Raw genomic sequence first — 23,626 nt, 5'->3', positions numbered from 1 at the left:
GAGCCTGCCATGAACCCTGCCCTCGACTCGCTCCAGCCCTACCCCTTCGAGAAGCTCCGCGCCCTGCTGGCCGGCGCCCAGCCGCCGGCCGAGCTGAAGCCCATCGCGCTGTCCATTGGCGAACCCAAGCACCGCTCGCCGGACTTCGTCGCCAAGGCACTGGCCGACAGCCTCGACCAGTTGGCGGTCTACCCGACCACCCTGGGCATTCCCGCCCTGCGCGAAGCCATCGCCACCTGGTGCGAACGCCGTTTCAAGGTGCCGGCCGGCTGGCTGGACGCCGCGCGCCATGTGCTGCCCGTCAACGGTACCCGTGAGGCGCTGTTCGCCTTCACCCAGACCGTGGTCGATCGCAACGCCAGGGGCCTGGTGATCAGCCCGAACCCGTTCTACCAGATCTACGAAGGCGCGGCCCTGCTGGCCGGCGCCGAGCCGCACTACCTGCCCTGCCTGGAAAACAACGGCTTCAACCCGGACTTCGACGCCGTCCCGGCCGACGTCTGGGCACGCTGCGAGATCCTCTTCCTCTGCTCGCCGGGCAACCCCACTGGCGCACTGGTCCCGCTGGAAACCCTGAAGAAGCTGATCGCCCTGGCCGACGAACACGACTTCGTGATCGCCGCCGACGAGTGCTACAGCGAGCTGTACTTCGACGAGCAGAACCCGCCGGCCGGCCTGCTGACCGCCTGCGCCGAACTGGGCCGCTCTGATTTTGCGCGCTGCGTGGTGTTCCACAGCCTGTCCAAGCGCTCCAACCTGCCGGGACTGCGCTCGGGCTTCGTCGCCGGTGACGCCGAGGTGCTGAAGAAATTCCTCCTCTACCGCACCTACCACGGCTGTGCCATGCCGGTTCAGACGCAACTGGCCAGCGTCGCGGCCTGGAAGGACGAGGACCATGTGCGCGCCAACCGTGACCTGTACCGCGAGAAGTTCGACGCCGTGCTGGACATCCTCGGCGGCGTGCTCGACGTACAGCGCCCGGACGGCAGCTTCTACCTGTGGGCGAAGACCCCGGTGGCCGACACCGCGTTCTGCCGCGGCCTCTTCGACCAGCAGCACGTCACCGTGGTACCGGGCTCGTACCTGTCCCGTGAAGTGAAGGGCGAGAACCCCGGCGCCAACCGCGTGCGCATGGCCCTGGTGGCTCCGCTGGCCGAGTGCGTCGAGGCGGCCGAGCGCATCAAGCGCTACGTGCAGGGCCTGTAAGCTGTGCTCTCGTAGGAGCGGAACTCTTCCGCGATCACCGCGATAGCGGTGCAAGTGCCTGTCACCGGCCTATCGGCCGGTTTGCGGATAAGATCCGCTCCTACCGGAAGATCCTGCGTGGACGTCAGCCCGCTCCCCCGCCCTCTCCCTGAAGGGAGAGGGAGCCGTCCACTGCCGCTGGCCAGCTCGGAGTTTCGCTTGACGCCGATCAGTCCCCTCTCCCTTCAGGGAGAGGGAAATCGGCGGTACGAAGTTTCAGGTAAAGACAGTTGCTCCTACCACAGCCGTCTCGCTAGACCCACCTCCCCGCCTTGCTGGTCACCCAGGCCTCCTGGCTGTCCAGCTCCCCCAGCACCTCGCGCATGGTTTCGTCGTCGATCTCGTGCTCGCGGCGCATCCGATACAGCTCCAGCCGCTGCGCCCGTAGCGCCTTGATGCGCAAAGCCTGATCGGCCAACTCCAGGCCACGGGCGCGTTCGCGGGCCTCCTGGCTATCCGGTGCCGGGTCCAGTTCGTGGCGGTATTCGGCCATGAGTCTCGCCTTCAGTTCTGCCAGCCGGGCCGCCTCATCGGCATCCGCGCCATCTTGAGCAGGCATTTCCTCACCTTCCAGCATGTGAATGGCCGCCGCAGCGGTCTTGCGCCAGACCGACTGCACTTCCCGCTCGCGCTGGTCATTGCTGGCCGCTGGCAGCCCCCGAAGCAGAATGGGCAATCCGATGGTGGCGGCGATCAGAGATACCAGGATGACTCCCGTGGCGATAAAGATGATCAGATCGCGCTGTGGGAAGGCCGACCCATCGAGCAGCAGCAACGGCACCGAAAGCACGCCCGCCAGCGTCACTGCCCCGCGCACGCCCCCCAGCGCCGAGATCGCCGACAGCCGCAAGACCGGCTCGCCTGATCGCCCACCCAGTTCGATGCCCCACCACTGTTCGAAGCGCACCGAAACCTTCCAGTAGCACCAGACCCAGCCGAAACGCAGCAGGAGCAGCACGGCGAATACCGCCAGCACGTAGAACAGCAGCAGCGACGAACGCCACATCACGTCGTCGGCATGGTGAGCAACGGACTTGAGGATGGCCGGCAGTTGCAGCCCCAGCAGCAGGAACACCACGCCGTTGAAGGCGAACTCCAGCATCGACCACACACTGCGATTGAGCAGTCGGGTGTTGGTCTGCCGGGGCAGCAGGTCGGCCCAGCTCTGCATCATCCCCGCCGCTACCGCCGCCAGGATGCCGGAGACGCCCAGTTCCTCGGCAATCATGTAACAGGCGAAAGGCAACAGCAGCATCAGCACCACATGGGTCGCCGGGTCATCCCAGCCACGACGGATCATCCAGGCGCGAATCCGCCCCAGCAGCCAACTGATGAATACCCCGCAGGCCAGCCCGCCCATCGCTACCAGCAGGAAGCTCAGGCTGGCGTCCATCAGCGAGAACGTGCCGGTCATGGCCGCCGCGATGGCAAATTTGAACGCCACCAGGCCCGACGCATCGTTCATCAGCGCCTCGCCCTGCAGCACATGCATCAGACGCTTTGGCAGGCGATCCTGGGCGATGGCCGAAACGGCCAGCGCATCCGTCGGCGACAGCACCGCTGCCAGGGCGAAGGCCGCTGCCCAGGGAATCTCGGGAATCAGCAGATGAATGAACACGCCGCCACCGAGCACGGTGAACAGCACAAGCGCGAAGGCCAGGGTGAGGATCGGCCAGCGCATCTTCCAGAACTCGCCCTTGGGCATGCGCCAACCATCAGCGAACAGCAGCGGCGGAATGAACAGGAACATGAACAGTTCCGGATCCAGCCCCACATGCAGCCCCAGACTCGGCCAGGCCAGTGCCGCGCCGGCGGCAATCTGTATCAGCGGCAGCGGCAGCGGGATCAACTGCGCCGCGAGACGGGTTCCCCCCACGACCAGCAGCAGGATGAGCACGGTGTAAACGGTTTGCATCGACGAACTCCCAGCACAGCTCTCCATTGAAGCACCCGTTGCGCGGCGGATCAGCCCCGTAATGGGCAAAAAACTGTTGCAAACGCTCGACCTCCCGGCGGCGTCCCGCAAGCGCTGCGGAAATGGCATAATCCCGCGCCTGAAAAAAGCATCGAAAAGGAGTAGCGCCCCGTGAGTGAGCGGACGCTGTATGGAATCAAAGCTTGCGACACCATGAAGAAAGCCCGCGTGTGGCTGGAAGAGCATGGCGTCGACTACGCCTTCCACGACTACAAGAGTAGCGGTATCGACCGCGAACACCTGCGCCGGTGGTGCACCGAGCATGGCTGGGAAACCGTCCTGAACCGTGCCGGTACCACCTTCCGCAAGCTGGACGACGCGCAGAAGGCCGATCTCGACCAGGACAAGGCCATCGAACTGATGGTCGCGCAGCCGTCGATGATCAAGCGTCCGGTGCTGGAGCTGGGTGATCGGACCCTGATCGGCTTCAAGCCCGACGCCTACGCCGCCGCGCTGGCCTGAGCACTGGAACGATGAGCATCGCCTGGGCCCTGTTCCTCCCCGCCTGCTTCGCCCTGAACCTGGCGCCGGGACCGAACAACCTGCTGTCACTGAACAACGCTGCCCGATTCGGCCTGCTGCGCGCCACCGTCGCCGGTGGTGGGCGCCTGCTCGCCTTCGCCGGCATGCTGGTCCTGGCCGCTTCGGGCCTTGCGCTGGTACTGCAAGCGTCGGCCTGGCTGTTCCTGGCGATCAAGCTGGTGGGCGCCGCCTACCTGCTGTGGCTCGCCGTACAACTGTGGCGCGCCCCGACGGCCCATCTGACGGTCGATGGTTCCCCGGTAGCTGCCACCAGCCTGTGGCGTCTGGCTCGCCAGGAGTTCTGGGTGGCCGCCGGCAATCCCAAGGCAATCCTCATCTTCACCGCTTTCCTGCCGCAGTTCGTCGATCCGCGTCAGGCCGTGGGCGCCCAGTTCGCCCAGCTCGGCGCAGCCTTCCTGCTTCTGGAATGGCTGGCCATCGCCCTTTACGGGCTCGCCGGGGTCCGCCTCGGCAAGCTGCTCGCCGGCGCACGCGCACGGCGCCTGTTCAACCGTGGTTGTGCCGCGCTGCTGGGCAGCGCCGGGCTGGGCCTGCTGCTCAGCCGCCGTCCGGGCTGACCGAATTCATTCTTCACGAATCTCTTTCAAGGAATCCCCCACATGTCGAAATCCCTGTTCAGCATCGCTTTCGGTGTCGGCACCCAGAACCGCCAGGGCAACTGGCTGGAAGTCTTCTACGCACAGCCGCTGCTCAACCCCAGCGTCGAGCTGGTCGCCGCCATTGCCCCGCTGCTGGCCTACGAAGGCGGCAACCAGGCGATCGCCTTCACCGCCCACCAGGCCTACCAGTTGGCCGACGCCGTTGAGTCCGTCGACGCCACCCAGGCTGCCCTGCTGAACCGCCTGGCCGAAAGCCAGAAGCCGCTGGTCGCCACGCTGCTGGCCGAAGACGCCGCCCCCAGCTCCACCCCGGAGGCGTACCTGAAGCTGCACCTGCTGTCCCACCGCCTGGTCAAACCGCACGGCCTGAACCTGACCGGCATCTTCCCGCTGCTGCCGAACGTGGCCTGGACCAACCAGGGCGCCGTGGACCTGGCCGAACTGGCCGAGCTGCAACTGGAAGCGCGCCTGAAGGGCAAGCTGCTGGAAGTCTTCTCCGTCGACAAGTTCCCGAAGATGACCGACTACGTGGTCCCGGCCGGTGTGCGCATCGCCGATACCGCTCGCGTACGCCTGGGCGCCTACATCGGTGAAGGCACCACCGTGATGCACGAAGGCTTCGTCAACTTCAACGGCGGCACCGAAGGCCCGGGCATGATCGAGGGCCGCGTCTCCGCGGGCGTGTTCGTCGGCAAGGGCTCCGACCTGGGCGGCGGCTGCTCCACCATGGGCACCCTGTCCGGCGGCGGCAACATCGTCATCAGCGTCGGTGAAGGCTGCCTGATCGGCGCCAACGCCGGCATCGGCATCCCGCTGGGCGACCGCAACATCGTCGAAGCCGGCCTGTACGTCACCGCCGGCACCAAGATCGCCGTGCTGGACGACCAGAACAATCTGGTGAAAGTGGTCAAGGGCCGCGACCTGGCCGGCCAGGCCGACCTGCTGTTCCGCCGCAACTCCCAGACCGGCGCAGTCGAGTGCAAGACCAACAAGACTGCCATCGAGCTGAACGAGGCGCTGCACGCGCACAACTAAGCTGGGCGCCCCGCTCGCGCGGGGTACGCACTAAGCTTGGAGAAGCGGGGGCTGCGGCCCCCGTTTTACTTTCTTCCGCAACCGGCCGCACGCCCATGTCCATTCCCTCGCCCTGGCGCTCCGACTTCCCGGCCCTCGCCGCCTTCGAGACCGAAGGCCAGACCTACCTCGACAGCGCCGCCACCGCGCAGAAGCCGCGCGCCATGATCGACGCACTGGCCGGCTACTACGCCAGCGGCGCCGCCAACGTGCATCGTGCCCAGCATCTGCCCGGCGAGCGCGCTACCCGTGCCTTCGAGGCGACCCGCACGCTGGCGGCCAACTGGCTCAACGGCGGCAGCCCGGCACAGCTGATCTTCACCCGCGGCGCCACCGAAGCGCTGAACCTGCTGGCCTACGGACTGGAAGGCCAGTTCCGGGCGGGCGACGAGATCGCCGTCAGCGCTCTCGAACATCACGCCAACCTCCTGCCCTGGCAGCAACTGGCACAGCGCCGTGGCCTTAAGCTGGTGGTGCTGCCACTGGACGCCGATGGCCGTATCGACCTGAACCGCGCCGCCAGCCTGATCGGCCCGCGCACCCGTCTGCTCGCCGTCAGTCAGCTGTCCAACGTGCTCGGCACCTGGCAGCCGCTGCCGGAACTGCTGCAGATGGCCCGCCAGCAGGGTGCACTGAGCGTGGTGGACGGCGCGCAAGGCGTGGTGCACGGTCGGCACAACCTGTCGGCACTGGGCTGTGATTTCTACGTCTGCTCCAGCCACAAGCTTTACGGCCCTGAAGGGCTCGGCCTGCTCTGGGGTCGCCCTGACGCACTGGAACGGCTGGCGCACTGGCAGTTCGGCGGCGAAATGGTGCGCGTGGCGGACTACTTCGACGCACAGTTCCATAGCGCGCCCATGGGCTTCGAAGCCGGCACCCCGCCTATCGGACCGGTGATCGCCCTGGGCGCCACCCTCGAGTGGCTGGCCGCGCAGGATAGCGCCGACGTCAGCGCCCACGAGGACTTCCTCCACGCCCGCCTGCTGGCCGGCCTGCGTGCCCGCGATGGCGTGCGCGTGCTGGGCGAGCCGGAGGTGGCATTGGCGAGCTTCGTGGTCGAGGGCGTGCACGTCTCCGACCTGGGCCACCTGCTCACCGAGCAGGGCATCGCCGTTCGCGCCGGACACCACTGCGCCATGCCGCTGATGAAGACCCTGGACGTCGCCGGCGCCCTGCGCGTTTCCGTCGGCCTGTACAACGACGGCGCCGACCTGGAACGCTTCTTCACCGCACTGGACAGCGCCCTGGAGCTGCTGCGGTGAGCCTGTCCGCCGGGGCCGCCGAGGCGCTGCAGTCCTTCACCGCCCTGAAAGGCTGGGAGCAACGCGCCCGCCTGCTGATGCAATGGGGCGAACGCCTGGAACCGCTGAGCGAGGCCGAGCGCGGCGACGAGCAGCGCGTACAGGGCTGCGAAAGCAACGTCTGGCTGGTGGCGGATCGGCGCGACGAGCGCTGGCACTTCCGCGCCTACAGCGATGCCCGCCTGCTGCGTGGTCTGCTGGCGTTGCTGCTGGTACGGGTGGATGGTCTACCGGCGGACGAGCTGTCCGCCATCGACCTACCGGACTGGTTCGATCAACTGGGCCTGGGCAGGCAACTGTCGCCGTCGCGCAGCAACGGTCTGAATGCCGTGCTGAAACGCATGCAGGATTTGATCTCCGCCTGAGGCGCTGGCCTATACGTAGGAGCGGACTCCGTCCGCGATAGGCCCGCATCGTGCCGGAGACCATCGCGGATAAATCCGCTCCTACAAAGGCAGTCAGCCTGCAGCGCGCTCCGAAGGCCGCCGCGCACCGGCGACGATCTTGTCCACCGCCCGCGCCGCCGCCACCATCCCGAAGGTCGCGGTGACCATCATCACCGCGCCAAAGCCGCCAGCGCAGTCGAGTTTCACGCCTTCGCCGACGAAGCTCTTGGACTGGCACACGGTGCCATCCGGCTTCGGATAGCGCAGTTGCTCGGTGGAGAACACGCACTGCACGCTGTAATGCCGGCCCGGCGTGCGCGAGAAGTTGTAGTCGCGGCGCAGCGTCGAGCGGACCTTGGCGGCCAGCGGATCGTTGAAGGTCTTGTTCAGGTCCGCGACCTGGATCTGCGTCGGGTCCACCTGCCCGCCCGCACCGCCAGTGGTGATGATCTGCAGCTTGCGGCGCTTGCACCAGGCAATCAGTGCAGCCTTGGCTGCGACGCTGTCGATACAGTCGATCACACAGTCCAGTTCGGGGGTGATGTAGTCCGCCATGGTCTCGCGGGTGACGAAGTCGGCCACGGCGTGCACGACGATGCCGGGATTGATTGCCCTCAGGCGCTCGGCCATCACCTCGACCTTGGGCTTCCCCACGGCGCCCTGGATGGCGTGAACCTGGCGATTGGTGTTGGTGACGCAGACGTCGTCCAGGTCGAACAGCGAAATTTCGCCCACGCCGCTGCGTGCCAGCGCCTCGGCCGCCCAGGAGCCGACGCCACCGATCCCGACCACCGCCACGTGGCTGGCCGCCAGTCGCTCCAGGCCTTCACGGCCGTAAAGCCGCGCAATTCCGCCGAAACGCTGTTCATCCAGTTGCATCACCCACACCTCATTCCGAAACGGCCGGCATTCTATAACGGCCGGGCTCCTGTAACGACCCGGCTCTGTCACGGCCAGCCCGGGCACGCCTGCAACAAAGCCGGAATGCCAGAGTCTCATTCACGTGCCTGCCACACATTCTAAACTGTCGGGAAACGCCCACGTGCGCCCATGCGGCGGATGGCGCCGGCAACCTGTACAGCCCCTGGAGTGCGGGGTAGGATGCGCCCCGACCGAAGGCTATCCCGTACAGAGATTGCCCCGGCCCCTCCCCGTTCCACCCTTTGGAACCCGATCGCACCATGCCTGCACGCAAGTTCGGCCTCAACCTGGTGGTGTTCGTCGCCCTCGCGGCACTCTTCACCGGCTTCTGGGCTCTCTATAACCGTCCCGTCAGCGTTCCCGACTGGCCGGAAAGCATTTCCGGATTCTCCTTCTCGCCCTTCCGCCTGAACCAGAATCCGCAGAAGAACCAGTTCCCCAGCGACGACGAGATCCGCTCGGACCTGGAGCTGGTCTCCAAACAGACCGACAACATCCGCACCTACTCGGTGAAGGGGTCGCTGGCCGATATCCCGCGCCTGGCCGAAGAGCTGGGCATGCGCGTCAGCCTGGGCATCTGGATCGGCCCGGACGAGGCCGAGAACGAAGCCGAGATCGAGCGCGGCATCGAGATCGCCAACAACTCGCGCAGTGTCGTCCGGGTGATCGTCGGCAACGAGGCGCTGTTCCGTCGCGAGGTCACCGTCGAGCAACTGACGGCCTACCTGGACCGCGTGCGCAAGGCGGTGAAGGTGCCAGTGACGACCGCCGAGCAGTGGCATATCTACGAGAAATACCCGGAGATGGCCAAGCACGTCGACCTGATCGCGGCCCACGTGCTGCCCTACTGGGAATACACGGCAATGAACGACGCCGTGCCGTTCGTCCTGGAACGTGCCAAGGAACTGCGCGCCAAGTTCCCGCGCAAGCCGCTGCTGCTGGCCGAGGTCGGCTGGCCGAGCAACGGACGCATGCGCGGCGGCGCCGACGCCACCCAGGCGGACCAGGCCATCTACCTGCGCACACTGACCAACGCGCTGAACAAGAAGGGCTACAACTACTTCGTCGTCGAGGCCTTCGATCAGCCGTGGAAAGTCGGTGACGAAGGCTCGGTCGGTGCCTACTGGGGCGTCTACAACGCGCAGCGCCAGCCCAAGTTCAACTTCGACGGGCCGGTGGTGAACATCCCGCAATGGCGCGCCCTGGCGGTGGCCTCTGTGGTGATGGCGCTGCTCGCCCTGACCTTGCTGATGATCGACGGCAGCGCTCTGCGCCAGCGCGGACGCACCTTCCTCACCGTGGTCGCCTTCGCCGGCGGCTCGGTGCTGGTGTGGATCGCCTACGACTACAGCCAGCAGTACAGCACCTGGTTCAGCATGACCGTCGGCGGCCTGCTGGGCATCGGCGCGCTGGGCGTGTTCATCGTCCTGCTCACCGAGGCCCACGAACTGGCGGAGACCGTCTGGGTGCGCAAGCGCCGCCGGCCGTTCGACCCGGTCCTCACCGATACCGGCTACCGGCCCAAGGTCTCGGTGCACGTGCCCTGCTACAACGAACCACCGGAGATGATGAAGAAGACCCTGGATGCGCTGTCCAGGCTCGACTATCCGGACTTCGAAGTCCTGATCATCGACAACAACACCAAGGACCCGGCGGTCTGGGAGCCAGTGCGCGATTATTGCGAGGTCCTGGGCCCGCGCTTCCGCTTCTTCCACGTAGCACCGCTGGCGGGCTTCAAGGGCGGCGCGTTGAACTACATCCTGCCGCATACCGCGCCGGACGTCGAAGTCGTCGCCGTGATCGATGCCGACTACTGCGTCGAGCCGAACTGGCTCAAGCAGATGGTGCCGCACTTCGCCGACCCGAAGATCGCCGTGGTGCAGTCCCCCCAGGACTACCACGATGGCGAGGAAAACGTCTTCAAGAAGCTCTGCTACGCCGAGTACAAGGGCTTCTTCCACATCGGCATGGTCACCCGCAACGACCGCGATGCGATCATCCAGCACGGCACCATGACGATGATCCGCCGTACCGTGATGGACGAGCTCAAGTGGGCCGACTGGACCATCTGCGAGGATGCCGAGCTGGGCCTGCGGGTGTTCGAGAAGGGCTATTCGGCCGCCTATTCGCACCAGAGCTTCGGCAAGGGTGTAATGCCTGACACCTTCATCGACTACAAGAAGCAGCGTTTCCGCTGGGCCTATGGCGCCATCCAGATCATGAAGGGCCACGCCCGCGCCCTGTTCCAGGGCAAGGACAGCAAGCTCACTCTGGGCCAGCGCTACCACTTCATCGCCGGCTGGCTGCCATGGATCGCGGACGGCATGAACATCTTCTTCACCGTCGGCGCGCTGCTCTGGTCCTCGGCGATGATCATCGTGCCCAAGCGGGTCGACCCGCCGCTGCTGATCTTCGCCATCCCGCCGCTGGCGCTGTTCTTCTTCAAGTTCGGCAAGATCATGTTCCTCTACCGCCGCGCGGTGGGCGTGGACCTCGTGCGCTCGTTCCAGGCGGCGGTGGCAGGCCTTGCGCTGTCGCACACCATCGCCAAGGCGGTGCTCTACGGGGCGTTCACCAAGACCATCCCGTTCTTCCGCACGCCGAAGATGGCCTCCAACCATGGCCTCCTCGTCGCCCTGGCCGAAGCGCGTGAGGAAGTGTTCATCATGCTGCTGCTGTGGGGCGCCGCGCTGGGCATCGTGCTGGTACAGGGCGTACCGAGCCGCGACATGATGTTCTGGGTGGCCATGCTGCTGGTGCAGTCGCTGCCCTACCTCGCCGCCCTGGTGATGGCGCTGCTCTCCGCCGCACCCAAGGCCCAGGAGGCGCCGGTCGCCAGCCCGGCGACACCGGCGGCCTGACCGCCCATCCGTAACCAAGAACGCCGGCCAAACGCCGGCGTTTTTGCTTTAAGATGGGCGCCTTTTTCCGTTCCACCCCCAGGATGCCCTCAATGTCCCTCTCGCCGACACTGGCCCTCGCCTGCGAGCTGATTCGCCGTCCCTCCGTCACACCGGTCGATGCCGACTGCCAGCAGCTGATGATGCAGCGCCTGGACGCCTGCGGCTTCGCCCTGGAGCCCATGCGCATCGAGGAGGTGGATAACTTCTGGGCCCTGCGCCAGGGCCGCGACGGCGCCAACGGCCCGGTGCTGTGCTTCGCCGGCCACACCGACGTGGTCCCCACCGGCCCCGAGCAGGCCTGGCAGCACCAGCCGTTCGACGCCCTGATCGACGCCGACGGCATGCTCTGCGGCCGCGGCGCGGCCGACATGAAAGGCAGCCTGGCGTCGATGATCATCGCCACCGAGCGCTTCGTCGCCGACCACCCGGACCACCGCGGCAGCATCGCCTACCTGATCACCAGCGACGAGGAAGGTCCGGCCCATCACGGCACCAAGGCCGTGGTCGAGCGCCTGAAGGCCCGCAACGAGCGCCTGGACTGGTGCATCGTCGGCGAGCCGTCGAGCACCACCCTGGTGGGTGACATCGTCAAGAACGGCCGTCGCGGATCCCTCGGCGCGACCCTCAGCGTACGCGGCAAGCAGGGCCACGTGGCCTACCCGCACCTGGCGAAGAACCCGATCCACCTCGCCGCCCCGGCCCTGGCCGAACTCGCCGCCGAGCACTGGGACAATGGCAACGACTACTTCCCGCCGACCAGCTTCCAGATCTCCAACATCAACGGCGGCACCGGCGCGACCAACGTGATCCCCGGCGAGCTGAAGGTGATCTTCAACTTCCGCTTCTCCACCGAATCCACCGTGGAAGGCCTGCAGCAGCGCGTCGCCGCGATCCTCGACAAGCATGGCCTGGAATGGCACATCGACTGGGCGCTCTCCGGCCTGCCGTTCCTCACCCAACCGGGTGAACTGCTCGATGGCGTGGCTGCGGCAATCCGCGCCGTCACCGGCCGCGAGACCACCCCGTCGACCTCCGGCGGCACCTCCGACGGCCGTTTCATCGCCACCATGGGCACCCAGGTGGTCGAACTCGGCCCGGTGAACGCCACCATCCACCAGGTGGACGAACGCGTACTGGCCAGCGACCTCGATGTGCTGACCGAAATCTACTACCAGACCCTGGTGCGACTGCTGGCATGACTGGACCGAACAAAGGCTTCTGCCTGGGCGCCGTACAGCCCGATACCCCGCCGCCCGCGCCAGCCGCCGAGCGTCGCTATTCCCTGCGCGTGTACCAGATCGCCCAGCGCCGCCGCTCGTTGCCCACGGTGCTGCGTAACGACCTGCCGCAGCCTCTGGTGCCGCCGCAAGGGAAGAAAGGATGCTGATCTGCCCACTGTGCCGCGAAGCGCTGACGGAGGCCGACAACGGTGTCGCCTGCTCAGCCGGCCACCGCTTCGACCGCGCCCGCCAGGGTTACCTGAACCTGCTGCCGGTGCAGCACAAGAAGAGCCTCGATCCGGGCGACAACGCCGCCATGGTCGAGGCGCGCCGGCACTTCCTCGGCGCCGACCACTACGCACCGCTGGCCAGGCGCCTGGCCGAACTGGCCGCCGAACGTGCTCCGGGCCGCTGGCTGGATATCGGTTGTGGCGAGGGCTACTACACCGCGCAACTGGGCGAAGCCCTGCCCGGCGCGGATGGCTATGCCCTGGACATCTCCCGCGAGGCCGTCAAACATGCCTGCAAGCGCGCCCCGCAACTGACCTGGATGGTCGCCAGCATGGCCCGCGTGCCTCTGGCCGATGCCTCCTGCCAGCTGCTGGCCAGCGTGTTCAGCCCGATCGACTGGAAGGAAGCCGCTCGCCTGCTGACACCGGGTGGCGGCGTGCTGCGCCTGGGGCCGGCACGCGATCACCTGCTGGAGCTGCGCCAGCGCCTGTACGACGAAGTGCGGGAGTACGTCGAGGACAAGCACCTCGCCGACCTGCCTGCAGCACTCAAGCCGGCACACACCGAACAACTGAGCTTCAAGCTGCCGCTGCACACCCGTGAAGCCCGCGAGCACCTGCTGGCGATGACGCCTCACGGCTGGCGGGTCAACCCCGAGCGGCGCGAGCGCATCCTCGCCGCGCCCTTCGAGGTCACGGTCGCGGTACGCTACGATTGGCTGGAACGCCAAGAACCCTGACGAGGACGCCATGCGCCAACCGGATATCGAGATCTACATCAAGGATGCCGACCAGGCCGCCGTCAGCGCCTGGCTGGAGAAGGCAATCGGCCCCTGCTCCGAATGGCGCACCCAGGGCGAGACCGTCAAGTGCACCGCCGGCAGCATTCCCGTCACCTGGCTGCCCAAGGCCGTGGGCAAGTGGAACAGCCTGTTCCTGGACAGCGACAAGACCCCGTGGGATGACGATGTCGCCTGCGCCCGCGATGCCTGCGCCGCGCTGGACGTGGAAGTACGCTGCGCACCGGGCAGCTGGAGCGAGGATCAGGGCGAAGAGGACGCGGACCGCTGGCTGAAGGTGACTGCCGCGGGCATCGAGGAAATCACCTGGCGCACGAGCTGAACCACCGCTTGCGCAAGACTGTAAAAACAAAGGCCCGTCCACTGGACGGGCCTTTGTACTTTCGGGGGCTCAGACCTTGGCGACGTCTTCCGCCTGGAGGCCTTTCTGACCCTGGATCACCGAGAACTCCACTTTCTGGCCTTCGACCAGGGAGCGGTGACCATCGCCACGAATGGCACGGTAGTGAACGAAAACGTCCGGACCGCTATCGCGTTGAATGAATCCATAACCTTTGGCGTCATTGAACCACTTGACGGTTCCGACCTCACGATCAGCCATTACCACACTCTCCAACTTGCCTATTATTTTTGGATGGCCCCCGGGAATGAGGACTTCGGCAGTCGCCGGCTGAACGCTTTCCTTATCATCCAACCCGCACCGAAAGGCACGCAGGAAGGTAATTCGAATAACGCCCGGTGGCGACAGCGCTCCCGAGTATATAAATCAAAAGTTACAGCTGAAAAGCACTTTTTCATTACCTCCGCGACCCTATGACCAATCCGGCCAAAGTGCCATTTTTCGGGGCCTGCAGAGCCATTTTGGTGCTCGTTACCCCGCGTAACGAAAGTGTTTCGAACGTGGACCTTTTCTCACTTCCCAGCATTTACGGCGGGTAATTTCGTTCCCGTTCATTGCTTTCCAGCGATCTGCGGATATGTATTTCAGATGCTGCGGGAATGCGCCCTCCAGTTCGCACTGCGGCAATATGCCCGCCCATTAATCTGCTGAATCGGTGACCCGCCAATCCATTTTGTTCGCTGAATTACGACTGCAGCTTGCCTCCTGTCCGCAACACCCTGCGGCCAGTCGTGCACCATCAAGGGACGTCAGGGACTGACCTGATAACCCCGCCCCTGCAGGCAGCCACTGTAGGCGCTGGCACTGGCCGAACTCTGCGCCTGGCTCTGGTTGCGGCGGTCCTCCCGGCGATCCTGGCGCTGGCGCGATGCGCCCACGACGGCACCGGCGGCGGCCACGTCACCGGCGCGGTTCTGCCGATACTGCTGCTTCGCATCATCGCTGGCGCGGTCGTAGACCTCATCATGTCGCTGCCCACGCACTTCGGCAGCGACGGCGCCCGCCGCCGCGCCCCTGGCGGCACCTCGAACCCGCCCGCCGACATTCAGGCTGGAACCGGTGGTCGTGCTGCTGGCCGCGTTGGCGGCAACGCTGTTGCACTCGGCCATGTCCTGCTGCATCTGCTGGCTGCTCTGGCCCTTGAGCGGGGAAACAGTCTGGGCCTGGGCAGGCGCCACGACCAGCAGGGCGAGCAGGCAACCCCAGGTGAATGTACGCATCGCGGAACCTCCTCGGAATGTCACCCCCTAAATGGCAGCATAGCCGCGCCCTGCGCGGCATCCGTCCATGCCGACAAAGCGCTCGCGGCTTTGCCGGAACGGGCCTAATCCGGCACACTAGCCGGCCTGAGCAATCGCTCGTTTTACCTCTGCCAGCCATAGGGCCTGTATGCCTCGTTACCCGTTCCGCCGCTTCGGTTTTGGTGCCCTGCGCCGCCTGCTGTACCTCTGGGTGCGCTCGGAAACCATCAACCAGTCGGCCTTCAGTCTGAAGATCGACCGCAGCAAACCGGTCCTCTACGTCCTGCAGCAGCCCTCGGTGAGCGATCTCGCCGTGGTCGATACCGAGTGCCGCAAGGCTGGCCTGCCGCGCCCGGTGATGCCGGTGGCAGTGGGTGAATCCATCGAGCCTGCGGCCTTCTTCTACCTGACGCCGGAGCCCGACTGGCTCGGCCGCCAGGACAAGCGCGGCGCGCCGCCGGCGCTGGTGCGCATGCTCGGTGCCATCGGCCAGAACGGCATCGATGACGCGCAGATCATCCCCGTCAGCGTGTTCTGGGGCCAATCGCCGGACAGCGAGAAGAGCGCCTGGAAGCTGCTGTTCGCCGACAACTGGGCCGTGACCGGCCGCCTGCGCAAGCTGGCGCGCATCCTCATTCTCGGCCGCAAGACCCGCGTGCAGTTCTCCGCCCCCATCCACCTGCGCGAGCTGGTGGAACAGAACAAAGGCCACGAACGTACGTTGCGCATGGTCCAGCGCATCCTGCGCGTGCACTTCCGCAACCAGAAGACGGCGGTAATCGGCCCGGACCTGTCCCATCGTCGCACCCTGGTCAAGGGCCTGCTGCGTGCACCGCTGGTGCGCCAGGCAATCCAGGAAGAATGCGAGACCCAGAAGATCTCCCAGGACAAGGCCGAGGCCGCCGCCCTGCGCTACGCCAACGAGATCGCCGCCGACGTCTCCTACCCGGTGATCCGTTTCCTCGAAGTGACCCTGACCTGGTTCTGGAACAAGCTCTACGAGGGCGTGAAGGTCAACCACATCGAGCGGGTGCAGGATGTCGCCCAGGGCCACGAGATCGTCTACGTGCCCTGCCACCGCAGCCACATCGACTACCTGCTGCTGTCCTACCTGCTGTTCCGCAACGGCCTCACCCCGCCGCACATCGCCGCCGGGATCAACCTCAACATGCCGGTGGTGGGCTCGATTCTGCGTCGCGGCGGCGCCTTCTTCATGCGCCGCAGCTTCAAGGGCAACCAGCTGTACACCGCAGTCTTCAACGAATACCTGCACACCCTGTTCAGCCGCGGCTTTTCCACCGAGTACTTCGTGGAAGGCGGCCGCTCCCGTACCGGACGCATGCTGCACCCGCGCACCGGCATGCTGGCGATCACCCTGCGCAGCTTCCTGCGCGACTCGCGCCGCCCCATCGTCTTCGTGCCCGTGTACATCGGCTACGAGCGCGTGCTCGAAGGCCGCACCTACCTGGGTGAACTGCGCGGCGCGGCGAAGAAGAAGGAATCGATCTTCGACATCTTCAAGGTCATCGGTGCGCTCAAACAGCGCTTCGGCCAGGTCTGGGTGAACTTCGGCGAACCGATCCACCTCGATCAGTTCCTCGACCAGCAGCAACCGGACTGGCGCCAGCAGGAGCTCGGCCCGGAATACCGCCCGGACTGGCTGTCGGACACCACCCATCACCTGGCCCGCGATGTGGCCCGCCATCTCAACGATGCCGCCGCGATCAACCCGGTGAACCTGGTGGCCCTGGCCCTGCTCTCCACCACGCGCCTGGCGCTGGACGAAACGGCGCTCGCCCGGGTGATCGACCTCTACCTCGACCTGCTGCGCAAAGTTCCCTACTCGCCCAGCGCCACGCTGCCCGAGGGTGACGGCCAGCAACTGATCGAGTACGTGAAGAGCATGAACCTGCTTAGCGAGCAGAAGGACGCCCTGGGTCGCATCTGCTACCTCGACGAGCAGAACGCGGTGCTGATGACGTACTACCGCAACAACGTGCTGCACATCTTCGCCCTGCCGGCGCTGATCGCCAGCTTCTTCCAGAACAGCGGGCGGATCAGCCGCGAGCAGTTGCTGCGCTACACCCGTGCCCTGTATCCGTACCTGCAGGCCGAGCTGTTCATCCGCTGGAGCCTGGACGAGCTGGATGCGGTGGTCGATCAATGGCTGCAGGCCATGGTCGCCAGCGAACTGCTCAAGCAGGAAAACGACACCTTCATCCGCCCGGCACCCAGCTCGCGCCAGTACGTGTTGCTGACCCTGCTGGCTCGCGCCATTGCCCAGACCCTGCAGCGCTTCTACATGTCGATCTCACTGGTGCTCAACGCCGGACAGAAGCAGCTCACCGCCGAGGAACTGGAAAACCTCTGCACCGTAATGGCCCAGCGCCTGTCGGTCCTCCATGGCCTCAACGCCCCGGAGTTCTTCGACAAGAGCCTGTTCCGCCACTTCATCCAGACCCTGCTGGACGAAGGCGTGCTGCGCAAGGACGAGAACGGCAAGCTGAGCTACCACGAACTGCTCGGCGAACTGGCCGAAGGCGCTGCCAAGCGCGTCCTGCCCGCGGAGATTCGCCTGTCGATTCGCCAGGTCGCCCTGGAGCGCCCCGAACAGGACGAAAGCGCCCCTGCCGAGCTGCCACCCGTCCGTCAAAACTGAGCCACACCGGACACCTGCCAGCGACTTGACGCCCCTGCACCGCGACCGATAGATTTCTGACGAATCATCGGTCGCGGTCAGGGACGCTCCCGTGTTCAACAGGATTCTGATCGTCTGTGTCGGCAACATCTGCCGCAGCCCCATCGCCGAACACCTGCTGCGAGAATCCCTGCAGGACACCGATATCGCCGTCGCCTCCGCCGGGCTCAGCGCCCTGGTCAACCATCCCGTCGACAGCACCGCCCTCGCCATCCTTCGCCGCCACGGCCATCAGCCCCACCCGCACAGCGCCCGCCAGCTCACCGCCGAACTGGTCCACGAGGCCAATCTCGTGCTGGTCATGGAACATTCGCAGATCCAGAGCGTGATCCGTCTCGCGCCCGAGGCGCGCGGCAAGACCTTCCTTCTGGGCAAATGGCAGGACGAGCGGGACATCCCCGACCCCTACCGACAGGGGCTGGACGCATTCGAGCAGGCCTACACGCTGATCGAGCCGGCCGTCGCCAGCTGGGCCAAGCGTGTCAGGTCACGCCGCTGAGGCATCACCCCAAGGGAGCGTTCGTGACATGGAAAGCCTGGGTACCGCGTCGAGCATCGCGCCCTCGAGCAACCACCAGACCGGCGCTCGCCGGCTGAAGATCCTGCATGTCACCGAGTCATTCGGTGGTGGCGTGACGTCCGCCATCAACTCGTACGTCTTCAACGCGCAGCAGCATCAGCATTACCTGTTCGCCTCGGTACGCGACGGCGACGCGACCGGGGAAGAGAACCAGGGCCTGCTGCACGGCATGGAACTCGTGCCGCGCCGGCTTTCCAGCCTGATGCGCCTGCGACAGTACATCGGCCAGTTGCAGCCGGACGTCATCCATCTGCACAGCACCTATGCCGGCGCCATCGCCCGCATGTTGCCGTTCGTACCGGCACGCAAGCTGGTCTATACCCCGCACGGTTTTGCCTTCCTGCGCGGCGACCATCCACTGCTGCTGCGCACCTACCAGGTCATCGAAACACTGCTGGCCAGGCGAACCGCGGTGATCGCCGGCTGCGGCCTGGATGAGCAGCGCATCGCGCAACGGTTGATCGACCCACAACGCACGCTGGAGCTGATCAATGTCTGCGACGATCTACCCGAGGTAACAGCGGTCCACAGCGAAACATCGCTGCCCGTTGTGGGTATGGTCGGCCGCATTGCCCGGCAGAAGGGTCACGCCTATTTCCGCGAAGTCGCGCAGGCCTGCCGCGGCGTCGCCCATTTCAAATGGATCGGTGGTGGCGAAGCCGACGCGACCCAGGCCCTGCTGGACGCCGGTGTCGAAGTCACCGGCTGGATCACCCGCCCGCAGGTACTGGCCCACATGAAAGGCCTGGATCTCTATTTCCATAGTGCGGCCTGGGACGGTTTTCCGATTTCCGTGCTGGAGGCCGCCAAGCTCGACCTGCCGATTCTCCTGCGGCGCATCGGCCCGTTCGAGGCCGAAGACCTGGCCACCCTGGAGCAGCCGGCCGCGGCGGCCCTTGAACTGAAAGCCTTTGCCGCAGGCGACTCCAGCGTGCGTGAACGTGCGCGCGACAACTGCCTGAAGATCCAGAGGCACCACAGCGCCGGCAACCTGCAGCAGGCCCTGGAGACGCTGTATTCGCGCTTTACCTGAAACCATTTGCCGATCCTGATCATGGCGAGGCAACTATCGCCGTGCACAATGGTCTGACGCCCCTTCGTGACCAAGGAGAGTCCCCTCATGAAAGCCCTGCCACTCCTGCTGATGACCGGCCTGCTCGCCGCCTGCAGCTCCACGCCCTCCGGCGACAAGGCGTCGCTGGACGGTGAAGTTTTCTACCTGCCGCGCATCGCCCTGCCGCCGACCGCACAGGTCACCGTCAGCCTGCAGGACGTGTCGCTGGCCGACGCTCCGGCCACCCATCTCGCCCAGCAGCAGCTGGAGTCCGGTCGCCAGGTACCGCTGGCGTTCCACCTGGATTACGACCGCAACCAGGTCAAACCGGGCCACAGCTACGCGGTCAGCGCGCGCATCGAGGACAACGGCCGCCTGCTGTTCATCACCACCGAACGCCACAGCGTGAAGCTCGATGGCAGCGATCCGCAGCCGCTGCGCGTCCGCGTCGACCCCGTGCGCTGATTCACCGCGCCGCCGGGTTTTCCCCGGCGGCCAACCTCCGTTAATCTCCCCCTCCCTTCTCCACCTCGGCGGTCTTCAGGGCCGCCGCGTTTCGCCAAGGAAGTACCGATGCTGCGATTCCCCGTTCTACTGGCCGGCGCCCTGCTGTCCTTCAATGCCTTCGCCCTGTCCCTCTCGGACCTCAGCCAGAGCGACGCTACCGGCGGCCTGAAGGATGCACTGACCCAGGGTGCGCAGGTGGCCGTGAAACAACTCAGCCAGCCCGGCGGCTTCAGCAATGACCCGGCCGTGCGCATCGAGCTGCCCGGCAAGCTGGGCAAGGCCGCCAAGACGATGAAGCAGTTCGGCATGGGTGCCCAGGTCGACCAGCTCGAAGCGAGCATGAACAAGGCCGCCGAGGCCGCCATGCCGCAGGCCCAGGCACTGCTGGTCGACGCGGTGAAGAAGATGACCGTGACCGACGCCAAGGGCATCCTCCAGGGCGGCGAGCACTCCGCCACCGACTACCTGAACCGCAGCAGCCGCGAGCAGCTGCGCGCCAAGTTCCTGCCAATCATCAAGCAGGCTACCGACCAGGTCGGCGTCGCCAAGCAGTACAACGCCTTCGCCAGCCAGGCCGCCGCCTTTGGCGTGGTCGACGCGAAGAACGCGAACATCGAGAACTATGTGACCGAGGAGGCGCTGGACGGCCTGTTCAAGCTTATCGCCGAGCAGGAGAAGACCATCCGCCAGAACCCGACCGCTGCCGCCACCGGCCTGGCGAAGAAGGTGTTCGGGGTGCTCTGAGCCTCGCCTCGACGAGAACGAAAAAGCCCGGCCATTGCCGGGCTTTTTCCTGCCTGCTCGATGTGCAGCTCATGAACGGGCCGCTCTGGGAGGCGCATGGCGCGCAATCGTGGGCATGGCCCGCCCCTGCCACGGGCTAAACCTCCTTCTTCACCCTGAACCAGGCCGCGTAAAGCGCCGGCAGGAACAGCAGGGTCAGCGCCGTGGCGACGATCAGGCCGCCCATGATCGCCACCGCCATCGGTCCGAAGAACACGCTTCGCGACAGCGGGATCATCGCCAGCACGGCGGCCAGAGCGGTCAGCACGATCGGGCGGAAGCGTCGCACCGTGGCCTCGATGATCGCGTGCCAGGTGTCCAGGCCGTGGGCGCGATCCTGCTCGATCTGATCCACGAGGATCACCGAGTTACGCATGATCATCCCGGCCAGGGCGATGGTGCCGAGCATGGCGACGAAACCGAAGGGCTTCTGGAACACCAGCAGGAACAGGGTCACCCCGATCAGCCCCAACGGTGCAGTGAGGAACACCATGATCATCCGCGAGAAGCTGCGCAACTGGATCATCAACAGGCTGAGCACCACCACGATGAACAGCGGCACGCCGGCATTCACCGAATTCTGTCCCTTGGCCGAATCCTCCACGGTGCCGCCGACTTCCAGCAGGTAGCCGTCAGGCAGCTCGGCACGGATCGGGTCCAGCGTCGGCGAAATCTGCTTCACCAGGGTCGCCGGCAGCGAGTCGTCGTAGATGTCGGCACGCACGGTCACGGTGGGCAGGCGGTTGCGCCGCCAGATGATGCCTTCCTCGAAGCCGTACTCCAGGGTCGCCACCTGCGACAGCGCCACGCTGCGCCCACTGCTGGTCTGCATCGACAGGCTGGGCAGCTGCGACAGGTCATGCCGGCCGCGCTCGTCGCCGCGCAGGAGGATCTCGATCAACTCGTTGTCCTCGCGGTAGTAACTGACGGTGGAACCGGTCAGCGAGCTCTGCAGGAACTGCGAGATATCCGAGGTGCTCACGCCCAGGGCACGCGCGCGTTCCTGGTCGATGTCGAGGAAGATCGCCTTGCTCGGCTCCTCCCAGTCCAGATGCACGTTCACCACATGGGGGTTCTCGCGCATCTTGTCGGCGACCTTGCGCGCCAGCTCGCGGACTTCCGGGATGTGCTCGCCGGAGACGCGGAACTGCACCGGGTAGCCCACCGGCGGACCATTCTCCAGGCGGCTGATGCGTGTACGCAGGGTCGGGAAGTCCTCGTTCATGTGCTTGATCAGCCACTGGCGAACCTCTTCACGCGACTCCAGGCTTTTCGCCAGGACCACGAACTGCGCGAAGCTCGCCGCCGGCAACTGCTGGTCCAGCGGCAGGTAGAAGCGCGGCGAACCGGTGCCGACATAGGCCACGTAGTTGTCGATGCCCGGATGCTCGGCGAGCATCTTCTCCAGGCGGTTGACCTGCTCGGTGGTGGCGGTCAGCGAATCGCCTTCGGCCAGCTTCAGGTCGACCAGCAGCTCCAGTCGCGCCGACGGCGGGAAGAACTGCTGCGGTACCAGGCGGAACAGCATGATCGAGCCGATGAAGGCGGCCACGGTCAGCAGGATCACCGTCTTGCGGTAGCGCACGCACCACTCCACCACGCGCCGGAAGCGCTGGTAGAACGGTGTCGAATACGGGTCGTGGCCCTTGTCGCTGCCGCCGTGCTTTTCCGCATGACGCTTGGCGAGGTCGGGCAGCAGCTTCTCGCCCAGGTAGGGCACGAAGACCACCGCCGCGATCCACGACACCAGCAGTGCAATGGTCACCACCTGGAACAGCGAGCGGGTGTACTCGCCAGTGCCCGACTGCGCGGTGGCGATGGGCAGGAAGCCGGCGGCGGTGACCAGCGTGCCGGTGAGCATCGGGAAGGCCGTACTGGTCCAGGCGTAGCTCGCCGCCTTGAGCCGGTCATAGCCCTGCTCCATCTTCACCGCCATCATCTCCACGGCGATGATCGCGTCGTCCACCAGCAGTCCCAGCGCCAGCACCAGGGCGCCGAGGGAAATCTTGTGCAGGCCGATGCCGAAGTAGTACATGCAGGCGAAGGTCATCGCCAGCACCAGCGGGATCGACAGCGCCACCACCAGGCCGGTGCGCAGGCCGAGGGAGAAGAAGCTCACCAGCAGCACGATGATCAGCGCCTCGGCCAGCACGCGGACGAACTCGCCCACGCCTTCGCGCACCGCCGCCGGCTGGTCGGACACCTTGCGCAGCTCCATGCCCGCCGGGAGCGTCTGCTGCAGGCGCTCGAACTCGGCGTCGAGCTTCTTGCCGAGCACCAGGATGTCGCCGCCGTCCTTCATGGCCACGGCGATGCCGATGGCGTCCTCGCCCATGAAGCGCATGCGCGGCGCGGGCGGGTCGTTGAAGCCACGGTGCACATCAGCCACGTCGCCGATGCGGAAGGTGCGGTCACCGACGCGGATCGGGAAGGAGCGAATGTCCTCCACCGAGTCGAAGCGCCCGGACACGCGCAGCTGCACGCGGTCGGTCGCCGTCTCGAAGAAGCCGGTGGCGGTCACCGCGTTCTGTTCTTCCAGCGCCTTCTGCACCGCCGCGAGCGGCAGGCCGAGGGTGGCGAGCTTGGTGTTGGACAGGTCGATCCAGATCTTCTCGTCCTGCAAGCCGACCAGCTCGACCTTGCCGACGTCCTTGATCCGCTGCAGTTGCAGTTGCAGGCGGTCGGCGTAGTCCTTGAGTACCGCGTAGTCGAAGCCCTTGCCCGATAGCGCGTAGATGTTGCCGAAGGTGGTGCCGAACTCGTCGTTGAAGAACGGCCCCTGGATACCCTGCGGCAGGGTGTAGCGGATGTCGTTGACCTTCTTGCGGATCTGGTACCAGAGCTCGGGAATGTCGCGGGAATGGAAGTCCTCGCGGGCGACGAAGGTCACCTGGGATTCACCGGGACGGGAGAAGGAGATGATGCGATCGAAATCGCCGGTCTCCATCAGCTTCTTCTCGATGCGCTCGGTGACCTGGCGCGAGACTTCCTCGGCAGTCGCACCTGGCCAGTTGGTCTTCACCACCATGGCCTTGAAGGTAAACGGCGGATCCTCGCTCTGCCCAAGCTTGGAGTAGGACAGTGCACCGACGATACCCAGCAGGAGCATGAGGTACAGGACGATGGAGCGGTTCTGCAGCGCCCAGGCGGAAAGGTTGAATTGCAT

21 protein-coding genes are annotated in these 23,626 nt (G+C 65.8%); 16 read left to right on the top strand and 5 right to left on the bottom strand.

Annotated elements, in window-relative coordinates; genetic code table 11:
• Positions 1-9 precede the first annotated feature (9 nt).
• Positions 10-1,206, top strand: a complete 1,197-nt coding sequence (gene dapC / locus AC1ZV1_RS08465) for a succinyldiaminopimelate transaminase (protein WP_484296314.1) — start codon at positions 10-12, stop codon at positions 1,204-1,206.
• 292 nt (positions 1,207-1,498) lie between these two features.
• On the opposite strand, the gene AC1ZV1_RS08460 is transcribed toward dapC, so the two are convergent.
• The gene (locus AC1ZV1_RS08460) at positions 1,499-3,160 is read right to left on the bottom strand and encodes a Na+/H+ antiporter (RefSeq protein WP_484296313.1); all 1,662 of its coding nucleotides are present in this window, start codon (positions 3,158-3,160) and stop codon (positions 1,499-1,501) included.
• Between the two features lie 213 nt (positions 3,161-3,373).
• On the opposite strand from AC1ZV1_RS08460, the gene AC1ZV1_RS08455 reads away from it, so the two are divergent.
• The 5 genes from AC1ZV1_RS08455 (at position 3,374) to AC1ZV1_RS08435 (ending at position 7,102) form a co-directional block, all read left to right on the top strand.
• Positions 3,374-3,682 carry an arsenate reductase gene (locus AC1ZV1_RS08455; RefSeq protein ID WP_484296312.1) on the top strand — a complete coding sequence of 103 codons (309 nt, stop codon included), beginning with the start codon at positions 3,374-3,376 and terminating at the stop codon, positions 3,680-3,682.
• A gap of 11 nt (positions 3,683-3,693) precedes the next feature.
• Complete coding sequence (locus AC1ZV1_RS08450) at positions 3,694-4,320, top strand: LysE family translocator (protein ID WP_484296311.1); 627 nt, start codon at positions 3,694-3,696, stop codon at positions 4,318-4,320.
• Positions 4,321-4,362: 42 nt separating this feature from the next.
• A complete protein-coding gene (dapD, locus tag AC1ZV1_RS08445) occupies positions 4,363-5,397 on the top strand; it encodes a 2,3,4,5-tetrahydropyridine-2,6-dicarboxylate N-succinyltransferase (RefSeq protein ID WP_484296310.1) in 1,035 nt (344 codons plus the stop codon).
• 95 nt (positions 5,398-5,492) lie between these two features.
• Entirely contained in the window at positions 5,493-6,698 is a 1,206-nt protein-coding gene (locus tag AC1ZV1_RS08440; protein WP_484296309.1) for an aminotransferase class V-fold PLP-dependent enzyme, read from the top strand.
• Entirely contained in the window at positions 6,695-7,102 is a 408-nt protein-coding gene (locus tag AC1ZV1_RS08435) for a SufE family protein (protein ID WP_484296308.1), read from the top strand. The genes AC1ZV1_RS08440 and AC1ZV1_RS08435 overlap by 4 nt, the downstream gene beginning before the upstream one ends.
• A gap of 93 nt (positions 7,103-7,195) precedes the next feature.
• Here the strand turns inward: AC1ZV1_RS08435 and tcdA are convergent, their stop codons facing one another.
• On the bottom strand, positions 7,196-8,002 hold the full coding sequence (gene tcdA, locus AC1ZV1_RS08430) for a tRNA cyclic N6-threonylcarbamoyladenosine(37) synthase TcdA (protein WP_484296307.1): 807 nt from the start codon (positions 8,000-8,002) through the stop codon (positions 7,196-7,198).
• A gap of 302 nt (positions 8,003-8,304) precedes the next feature.
• Between tcdA and AC1ZV1_RS08425 the strand changes: the two genes are divergently transcribed.
• The 5 genes from AC1ZV1_RS08425 (at position 8,305) to AC1ZV1_RS08405 (ending at position 13,519) form a co-directional block, all read left to right on the top strand.
• Entirely contained in the window at positions 8,305-10,905 is a 2,601-nt protein-coding gene (locus AC1ZV1_RS08425) for a glycosyltransferase (protein ID WP_484296306.1), read from the top strand.
• An 83-nt stretch (positions 10,906-10,988) separates the two neighbouring features.
• The gene (gene dapE / locus AC1ZV1_RS08420; protein ID WP_484296305.1) at positions 10,989-12,146 is read left to right on the top strand and encodes a succinyl-diaminopimelate desuccinylase; all 1,158 of its coding nucleotides are present in this window, start codon (positions 10,989-10,991) and stop codon (positions 12,144-12,146) included.
• On the top strand, positions 12,143-12,334 hold the full coding sequence (locus tag AC1ZV1_RS08415; RefSeq protein WP_259756614.1) for a hypothetical protein: 192 nt from the start codon (positions 12,143-12,145) through the stop codon (positions 12,332-12,334). Before dapE ends, AC1ZV1_RS08415 begins: the two co-directional genes overlap by 4 nt.
• Positions 12,328-13,137, top strand: a complete 810-nt coding sequence (locus AC1ZV1_RS08410; RefSeq protein ID WP_484296304.1) for a putative RNA methyltransferase — start codon at positions 12,328-12,330, stop codon at positions 13,135-13,137. The genes AC1ZV1_RS08415 and AC1ZV1_RS08410 overlap by 7 nt, the downstream gene beginning before the upstream one ends.
• 10 nt (positions 13,138-13,147) lie before the next feature.
• Positions 13,148-13,519: a hypothetical protein gene (locus tag AC1ZV1_RS08405; RefSeq protein WP_484296303.1), complete on the top strand. Its 372-nt coding sequence runs from the start codon at positions 13,148-13,150 to the stop codon at positions 13,517-13,519.
• A 69-nt stretch (positions 13,520-13,588) separates the two neighbouring features.
• Here AC1ZV1_RS08405 and AC1ZV1_RS08400 read toward each other — a convergent pair whose 3' ends face one another.
• Both AC1ZV1_RS08400 and AC1ZV1_RS08395 read right to left on the bottom strand, forming a co-directional pair.
• Positions 13,589-13,798, bottom strand: coding sequence for a cold-shock protein (locus AC1ZV1_RS08400; protein ID WP_015476243.1), 210 nt, complete (start codon positions 13,796-13,798; stop codon positions 13,589-13,591).
• A gap of 548 nt (positions 13,799-14,346) precedes the next feature.
• Positions 14,347-14,817 carry a hypothetical protein gene (locus AC1ZV1_RS08395; protein ID WP_484296302.1) on the bottom strand — a complete coding sequence of 157 codons (471 nt, stop codon included), beginning with the start codon at positions 14,815-14,817 and terminating at the stop codon, positions 14,347-14,349.
• 169 nt (positions 14,818-14,986) lie between these two features.
• Here AC1ZV1_RS08395 and plsB point away from each other — a divergent pair, with 169 nt between their 5' ends.
• The 5 genes from plsB (at position 14,987) to AC1ZV1_RS08370 (ending at position 20,421) form a co-directional block, all read left to right on the top strand.
• Positions 14,987-17,497, top strand: coding sequence for a glycerol-3-phosphate 1-O-acyltransferase PlsB (gene plsB / locus AC1ZV1_RS08390; RefSeq protein ID WP_484296301.1), 2,511 nt, complete (start codon positions 14,987-14,989; stop codon positions 17,495-17,497).
• Between the two features lie 91 nt (positions 17,498-17,588).
• Complete coding sequence (locus tag AC1ZV1_RS08385) at positions 17,589-18,035, top strand: low molecular weight protein-tyrosine-phosphatase (protein ID WP_484296300.1); 447 nt, start codon at positions 17,589-17,591, stop codon at positions 18,033-18,035.
• Between the two features lie 28 nt (positions 18,036-18,063).
• On the top strand, positions 18,064-19,149 hold the full coding sequence (locus tag AC1ZV1_RS08380) for a glycosyltransferase (RefSeq protein ID WP_484296299.1): 1,086 nt from the start codon (positions 18,064-18,066) through the stop codon (positions 19,147-19,149).
• 87 nt (positions 19,150-19,236) lie between these two features.
• On the top strand, positions 19,237-19,635 hold the full coding sequence (locus tag AC1ZV1_RS08375) for a YbaY family lipoprotein (RefSeq protein WP_484296298.1): 399 nt from the start codon (positions 19,237-19,239) through the stop codon (positions 19,633-19,635).
• A gap of 108 nt (positions 19,636-19,743) precedes the next feature.
• Positions 19,744-20,421 (top strand): DUF4197 domain-containing protein, encoded by a 678-nt coding sequence (locus AC1ZV1_RS08370; RefSeq protein WP_484296297.1) that lies wholly within the window; start codon positions 19,744-19,746, stop codon positions 20,419-20,421.
• 136 nt (positions 20,422-20,557) lie between these two features.
• On the opposite strand, the gene AC1ZV1_RS08365 is transcribed toward AC1ZV1_RS08370, so the two are convergent.
• Complete coding sequence (locus AC1ZV1_RS08365; protein WP_484296296.1) at positions 20,558-23,626, bottom strand: efflux RND transporter permease subunit; 3,069 nt, start codon at positions 23,624-23,626, stop codon at positions 20,558-20,560.

Source organism: Pseudomonas sp. BB438 (assembly GCF_057180225.1).
This window is presented reverse-complemented; position numbering and strand designations above follow the sequence as displayed.